The organism is Marichromatium sp. AB32 (assembly GCF_003718675.1).
Taxonomy (GTDB): domain Bacteria; phylum Pseudomonadota; class Gammaproteobacteria; order Chromatiales; family Chromatiaceae; genus Marichromatium; species Marichromatium gracile.
In genome coordinates, this window is record NZ_RHFJ01000095.1 from 1 (window position 1) to 6,852 (window position 6,852).

Here is a 6,852-nt window from a genome sequence, read left to right on the forward strand (position 1 = left end):
TCGGCTGGCTCAAGTCCTGTCGACGCATCGCCACCCGTTACGACAAGTTGGCGGCCAGCTTCTCGGCAATGTTCACGCTTGCTTGCATCCGCAGATGCCTCAGGCATTACTTTTCGTACAAAACGTAATACTTTGATGCGATAGCCCTGCTCATCGAGCGGCAGCAACAGCGCCTCACGCAGCGCCACCACAAGAACTTCCTGCGCCGGCGAGAGCGTCGTGGAGAGTCGATGCGGGCGGTGCGAGGCGTCCTCGACGCCATCGCGCCGACGCCACTTGCGCACCGTCAGGGGCGAGAGGTTGTACTGCGCGGCCAAGACCTTGGTCGGCAACGTCGAGGCCTGCAGCTCATGACGAATCGCCGGGGTGGTGCGGGCATTCTTGTGCAAACGGATGTCCATCGACGATCAGGCTCCCGGGCTGTGGACTGTTGCGCGGGCGGTGGCTTCGTGAATTGGTCAGGGCACTACCGTTTCTTGCTGGTAGAAGCTGCGTTTTCTTTACGATCGATCTACAAGAGGTGAAAAATGCTCTTTGTGCAAAACGAACGGCTGCTTGACCTCATGAAGTCGGAGTACAAGTTAGCAGATATCAATAATTTGTTAGCCTTTTGCGGAAAGAATAGGATATTTGAATTCTCTACTCTCGACAATGGTCTTTTCCCAGCAGCAAGAACGAACTCTCAAACGGACTACACGGGCTACTCTAGCGTCTGGGTCAGAGACAACATTCACATTGCTCATGCTCATTACGTGTGTGGAAATGCACAAGTTGCCGTAAAAAATGTCAGCGCATTGCAGGCCTACTTCAATAAGCACAGGGGGCGTTTTGAAAACATAGTGTCTGGCGCGAGTGACTCGCGAAATCCAATGAATAGACCGCATGTTCGGTTCAACGGTCAAAACATGGAGGAAATCGATGAGAAATGGGCTCATGCACAGAATGACGCGCTGGGATATTTTCTCTGGTTTTACTGCAGGCTGGCATTAGACAACCTTCTTTCGCCAAGTACGAGCGATCTAGAGCTGTTAACTCTATTTCCAAGATATTGGCAGAGTATCCGCTTTTGGGAGGATGAAGACAGCGGGCATTGGGAGGAGAACCGCAAGATTTCTGCGTCTAGTATAGGTGTAGTTATTGCGGCACTAAAGGAAATGCAAAGGTATCTGTTGCGAATTGGCAGCTTGGAATACTCGGCGTTGATAGATAAACTCATCACTATCGGAAGCAAGAAGCTTGCTGAGATCTTGCCATGCGAATGCGCTCAAGTCGCTCCTGGCAAGTATAGACGATACGATTCCGCTCTACTGTTCCTGATTTTCCCTTTGGACATCTTGGATGAAGAAATGGCCAATACAGTACTCCGAGACGTAATCAATAACTTGCAAGGCGATCATGGTATACGGCGTTACCTGGGAGATTCCTATTGGTCTGCTGATTATAAGAAGAAGGTAGCGCCGGAGTCCAGAACGATAGACTTTAGTGACGATATCGGAAAGCGAAATGCTTTACTGAGAGAAGGGGAAGAGGCGCAATGGTGTATTTTCGATCCAATCATTTCCGCGATCTACGCATTAAAATTCAAGCACCACTCGAGAAACATCGACCTAGAGAATCAGATTCATTATTTCAACCGATCTCTCGGTCAGATCACGGGGCGAGAATGCGCTCTGGGGGAGTTCCTCTGCCCGGAAAGCTATTATTTGGAGAACGATCAATATGTGCCGAGTGATCCAACCCCGCTGAATTGGACGCAAGCCAATTTGATGATGGCGATAAAGCTCTTGGAAAAAAATTTGTGTAAAAAACCATGTTTATTTAAATAACAGATAGTCATTTATCTTTTCTTTACTCCAATTGCCTCTCTACTGGAAATAAGGGTAGTGCCCTGACCGATAGGTTTTTGAATCGTTTGGTGTGTTCGGCTCACCCACAATAAATCACACGCACATCGTGGCGTTGTAGTGATGAATGAAGTTCCAGAGTGCACCCAGATGGTTTTCCTGGTTCTTCGAGAACGCAAGCGACTTTCTCACCAAGCGGGAGATACGCTGCCGGAGTGTACCGTTGAACCGTTCGATGTGGTTGGTTTCCCCTTGTGACTTCGCACTGGGATAATGTCGGTGTGCCGGGATGATCCGCGCATAGGCGCTCCAGAAATCTGTGTAGACGGGAGCGGAAGTCTGATATTGCGCTGCGCGAGATAAAGGGACACCCATTTATCGTTGACGCTTCCAAGGCGCTCTCCTACGCTTCTCCCAACACCTCCAGCGGAGATGCCCCATGACTCGTCCCCGCGCCGCGCTCGTCTCCTTGTCCGATACGCCCTGGTATCACGTCGTCACGCGCTGCGTGCGCCGGGCGTATCTCTGCGGCTTCGATCGGCTGACCGGGCGGAGTTTCGAGCATCGGCGCGGCTGGGTGGAGTTGCGGTTGCGTCAGCTCGCGGGGGTGTTCGCGATTGATGTCGCGGCCTATGCGGTGATGAGCAATCACGTGCATCTGGTGGTGCGGGTGGATGCGGATCGGGCAGCGGGGTGGTCGGATACCGAGGTGCTGCGGCGCCGGATAAAAGGGACACCCACTTATCGTTGACGCTCTCGAGGACCTCTCCTACGCTTCCTCCAACACCCCCAGCGGAGATGCCCCATGACTCGTCCCCGCGCCGCGCTCGTCTCCTTGTCCGATACGCCTTGGTATCACGTCGTCACGCGCTGCGTGCGGCGGGCCTATCTGTGTGGCTTCGATCGGTTGACCGGGCGGAGTTTCGAGCATCGGCGCGGCTGGGTGGAGTTGCGGTTGCGTCAGCTCGCGGGGGTGTTCGCGATTGATGTGGCGGCCTATGCGGTGATGAGCAATCACGTGCATCTGGTGGTGCGGGTGAGTGCCGATCGGGCGGCGGGGTGGTCGGATGCCGAGGTGTTGCGGCGCTGGCGGTGTCTGTTCCGGGGGCCGATGGTGGTGGAGCGGTTTCTGTCGCCTGCGACGCGGGCAGAGATGACCGAGACGGAGCTGGATGGGGTCGCGGGGCTGGTTGCGACCTACCGGGCGCGGTTGGCGGATCTGTCGTGGTTCATGCGGGTGTTGAACGAGTCGATCGCGCGGGCGGCGAATCGGGAGGATGGGGTGCGCGGGCGGTTCTGGGAGGGGCGCTTTCGCTCGCAGGCGATCCTCGACGAGACGGCGCTGTTGGCGGTGATGGCCTATGTCGATCTCAACCCGATTCGGGCGGGGATCGCGGAGACGCCGGAGGAGAGCGCGCATACCGGGATTGCGGCACGGATCGCCGCCTTGCGGGCGGGCGATGATGGCGCGGCGAACGGGCGGCATCTCGTCGTAGCGCCGTCACCCGATACGGCAAGACGAGCACCGCCAGACGTCCATCCCGGCTCGCAACGCGCGCGTGCTGCGCAGGAGACCGCAACATCCGAGACTGACACCCCGCCAGCCACGCACCCGCCCTCACCTGCCGTGACCGATCACGCCGACAGCTCGCCAGACGCTCGCAGCACCCACCTCTGGGAGACCGTCCTCGATCGCCTGCCCCCTGCCCCACTACTGCCCTTCGGCAACCCCGCCGAGGTCCCCGCGGCGATCCCCTTCACCTTCGACGGCTACCTGACCCTGGTCGACTCGCTCGGCCGTGCCCTGCATCCACGCAAGCGCGGGGCGATCCCGGCGGAGCTGCCTGACATCCTCACCCGACTCGGTATCGCGCCGGAGCGTTTCGTCGAGCACGCCGGTTTCCTGCTCAAGGGGTTTGGCGCCGCGATCGGCGCGCCGGAGCGCCTGACCGCGCTCGCGGCACGGCGGGAGTGTCGCTATCTGCGCGGAATGACTCGCGCCAGGCTGCTATTCGGCCTGCCCCGGCAATCACGCCCTCATATTGATCAGCCGGCATAGCCATAGCGCTCAGCGGCGGGGCCGGTCAGCTCGGCAATCATCGACAGCTCTGAATCGTTGAAGTCGGGACGATAGTAGGTTGGCTCGGCCAGGCGTTGCATATAGCGGGCCTTGGTCTTGGCGAAGGGCTCGGGATCCAGCTCGCAGCACTCCAGCAGACGATCGATCTGGTTTGCGGAGTCTCGACAGAGATCCTCGTAGCGCAACACCAGCGAGCGCGCAGCGAGGTCCTTGTCGGCCCGGAGTCTTGCATCGATGTCCAGATAGACCGCATTCCAGTAACGGGCACACGCCTGCACGACCTGCCCGGCCCGCCACGCCTCTGAGATCTGTTTGACGAGACCATCATCACCAAGATTGATGATGGACCTTGCCGGGCCGAACTCGCGATGACCAAGACCACAGAGATAATCCTGCCAACGCGGATCCTCGTCATTCAGTTTATTGAACAAACGGTCCTGCTTCAGGTAGTAAGCAACATGATGGACAGGATCACGGATGACGAAAACAAACCTTGCGTCCGGAAACAACTTCGAGAGATAGCCGGTACGGCTGAAGTTGTAGTTGTTCTTGGTCAGATAACGACAGGCGCCGCGACTCAGCAGCATCTTCTTGATGTGGTTGCGATAGAAGCGTTCGAAGTCCGGATGACGGGTCTTCTCATCGAGCACCGATGAACCTGACTCATCATGGATGGAGGGAAAGAAGGTCGTCCAGAAGATTTCCTCGACCACATCAGGACTCGTTCGAGTCACGGTCAACTTGTCCTTGTGCACGCGCTCGAAGGGGCGATCCTCACCCAGGGGCACCAGCGGGTAGATCCGATCCAGCCAATAAGGCAGATAGGGCTGTGCATATTGATAGTTGCGATGACTGGCCGCTGCGGGGTGTTGGGCCAGCATCTCCAGGAGGATGGTCGTCCCCGACCGAGGCAGCCCAGTGATATAGATGGGCTTGATGATATCGATCCGCTTCAGCCGCGATCTCAGCAGCCGGCTCTCGATTTTGCTCAACGCGCGATAGAGTGGCGTCATCACCCGCCGGGTACGGGTGAAAAACAAGACCGACTCAGGCAGCTTGTCCATAAGCACCCCCAAACTCATCGATGATCGGCAGCGATTGACGGCGGCCTTGTCGTCACGGATCCGAGACAGCGCGTTCGTGCAGTGGCACTTGAATGATGATGGGCAACGCCCTGGCGTGAGGTCAGGGCACTGAGCACGCTCGGCGCTCATCCGAAAACGACGGATTCATGCGCCGAGGCGTCGAATGATTGTAGTGTATTCGCTCGTTCATGCACCGCCCGACGCGGAGACAGGAATGCACGGATCGGCACGCCCGGGCGATCGCATCGCAGCGCCGGGCTGGATGGCGACGAGCGTGCACGCCCCCGCTCAGCCTTCTCCCCGGCGACACCGCGGTGTGGCGGCTGCTCTCTCACCCTGCGTCGAGCCGCAGTCGTCCACGGACGCAGCGCCAGCCGCCGGGGCAAAGCCCGGCGGCGATATCCTCACCAGTCGATGGCGTTGCCATCCCTGAAGAACCCGCCACTCGGACCATCATCGGGCAGGGTCGCGGCCCAGACGATGCCGCGGGCGCCCTCCTCGATCGAGCGCTCGGCCTGAGGTCCGCCCATCTCGGTGCGTACCCAACCCGGACAGACCGAGTTGACCTTGACCCCGGTCTCGGCAAGCTCGGCGGCGAAGATGCGGGTGACGGCGTTAAGCGCGGTCTTGGAGATGCGGTAGCCGGGGATGCCGCCGTCCATCTCGGCGAGCTGGCCGAGCCCGGAGGAGACATTGACCACGCGTCCCCGCTCATGCATCAGCGGGATCAATGCCTGACACAGCAGCAGCGGGGCCAGCGTATTGGTCTCGAGACCACGACGCAGGGTGTCGACATCGGTCGAGAAGACGCCCTCGGCGCCCGAGCCGGGCGGCGGGTCGGGGAAGATGCCGGCGTTGTTGACCAGCACATCGAGCTGACCAAAGGTGTCACGGACGTAGTCGGCCAGTGCCTGGACGGAGTCGAGATCGGTGACGTCGAGGACGTGGAAGCGCACGTCGAGCCCCTCGGCGCGCAGCCCCTCGGCGGCGGCCTCGCCGCGATCGGCGCGCCGCGCGGTGAGCACCACACGGTAGCCCTGGCGGGCGAGCTGGCGACAGACCTCGTGACCGAGACCGCGATAGGCGCCGGTGACCACGGCGATGGGTGAATCCGACATCGATCTTGCTCCTTCGGTTGACAGCTAAACGATGGGGCCAGTATTGCGCAGCTCAAGTCGCCTGACGCCTTGCCCCGGCAGGTGCGGCAGCTGCGGCAGCTGCGGCATCGACTGCGGCGCAGCCCAACCCGCGGCATCCGAGCAGCCCGACCCCACCGGGTCTGATTTGGAATCGGCCCTTGAGTCCTTTACTTTACGTTTTGTACGAAAACCCTGCTTGATACACTGACCTCGTTTTTGCAGGAGAAGAAGCCAGATGTCGAGATGTCAACTCCCCCTTTAAGTCCATCCATAAATAGACACTGCAGCATGTCCGCGGCGGTTAAGAAACTCGATTGGTGAAAGATCGCCGAGCGACTCGTGCGGTCGGCGCAGGTTGTATTCGTCGAGCCAGTCGTCTGCCTGTTGGCGAACCTCCTCGAGGGTGTTGAAAAGCCAGGCATCGAGGACCTCGCGGCGGAAGCTGCCGTTGAAGCGCTCGATGAAGCCGTTCTGGGTCGGTCTCCCGGGGCTGATGAAGTCGAGGGCGATGCCACGTTCGGTGGCCCACCGTTGGAAGGCGGTGCTGGTGAACTCCGGTCCGTTGTCGAGACGCAGATGTCCCCTTCCCCAAAAATAGGTCCAGCGAAAAGTAGAGACCGAGGGCATGATGGTGGCCGAGCAGAGGAGAGCCCACATGCGCAAGAGCAAGTACAGCGAGCAGCAGATCGTTGACGCACTGCGTC

The 6,852-nt window shown here is 59.3% G+C and carries 6 protein-coding genes and 3 pseudogenes; 4 read left to right on the top strand and 5 right to left on the bottom strand.

What is annotated here, in order from left to right:
- Positions 1–128 (top strand): annotated as a pseudogene (locus tag EBL85_RS16220) (IS5/IS1182 family transposase); the annotation flags it as partial.
- Here EBL85_RS16220 and EBL85_RS16225 read toward each other — a convergent pair.
- A pseudogene (locus EBL85_RS16225) lies at positions 75–401 on the bottom strand (IS481 family transposase); the annotation flags it as partial. The pseudogenes EBL85_RS16220 and EBL85_RS16225 overlap by 54 nt on opposite strands.
- Positions 402–527: 126 nt before the next feature.
- Here EBL85_RS16225 and EBL85_RS16230 point away from each other — a divergent pair.
- Positions 528–1,826, top strand: a complete 1,299-nt coding sequence (locus EBL85_RS16230; RefSeq protein ID WP_123143446.1) for a glycoside hydrolase family 15 protein — start codon at positions 528–530, stop codon at positions 1,824–1,826.
- 114 nt (positions 1,827–1,940) lie between these two features.
- Here EBL85_RS16230 and EBL85_RS16235 read toward each other — a convergent pair.
- A pseudogene (locus EBL85_RS16235) lies at positions 1,941–2,189 on the bottom strand (IS1 family transposase); the annotation flags it as partial.
- Between the two features lie 94 nt (positions 2,190–2,283).
- Between EBL85_RS16235 and EBL85_RS16240 the strand changes: the two are divergent.
- Together EBL85_RS16240 and EBL85_RS16245 are read left to right on the top strand one after the other, a co-directional pair.
- The gene (locus EBL85_RS16240; RefSeq protein WP_190288108.1) at positions 2,284–2,595 is read left to right on the top strand and encodes a transposase; all 312 of its coding nucleotides are present in this window, start codon (positions 2,284–2,286) and stop codon (positions 2,593–2,595) included.
- 54 nt (positions 2,596–2,649) lie between these two features.
- Positions 2,650–3,903, top strand: coding sequence for a transposase (locus EBL85_RS16245; RefSeq protein ID WP_123143447.1), 1,254 nt, complete (start codon positions 2,650–2,652; stop codon positions 3,901–3,903).
- Here EBL85_RS16245 and EBL85_RS16250 read toward each other — a convergent pair.
- The 3 genes from EBL85_RS16250 to EBL85_RS16260 all read right to left on the bottom strand — a co-directional run.
- Positions 3,891–4,988, bottom strand: coding sequence for a sulfotransferase (locus EBL85_RS16250; protein ID WP_190288109.1), 1,098 nt, complete (start codon positions 4,986–4,988; stop codon positions 3,891–3,893). The genes EBL85_RS16245 and EBL85_RS16250 overlap by 13 nt on opposite strands.
- A gap of 425 nt (positions 4,989–5,413) precedes the next feature.
- Entirely contained in the window at positions 5,414–6,127 is a 714-nt protein-coding gene (locus EBL85_RS16255) for an SDR family oxidoreductase (protein ID WP_123143449.1), read from the bottom strand.
- Positions 6,128–6,406: 279 nt separating this feature from the next.
- The coding region (locus EBL85_RS16260; RefSeq protein WP_223806178.1) for an integrase core domain-containing protein at positions 6,407–6,852 on the bottom strand (446 nt) is incomplete at its 5' end.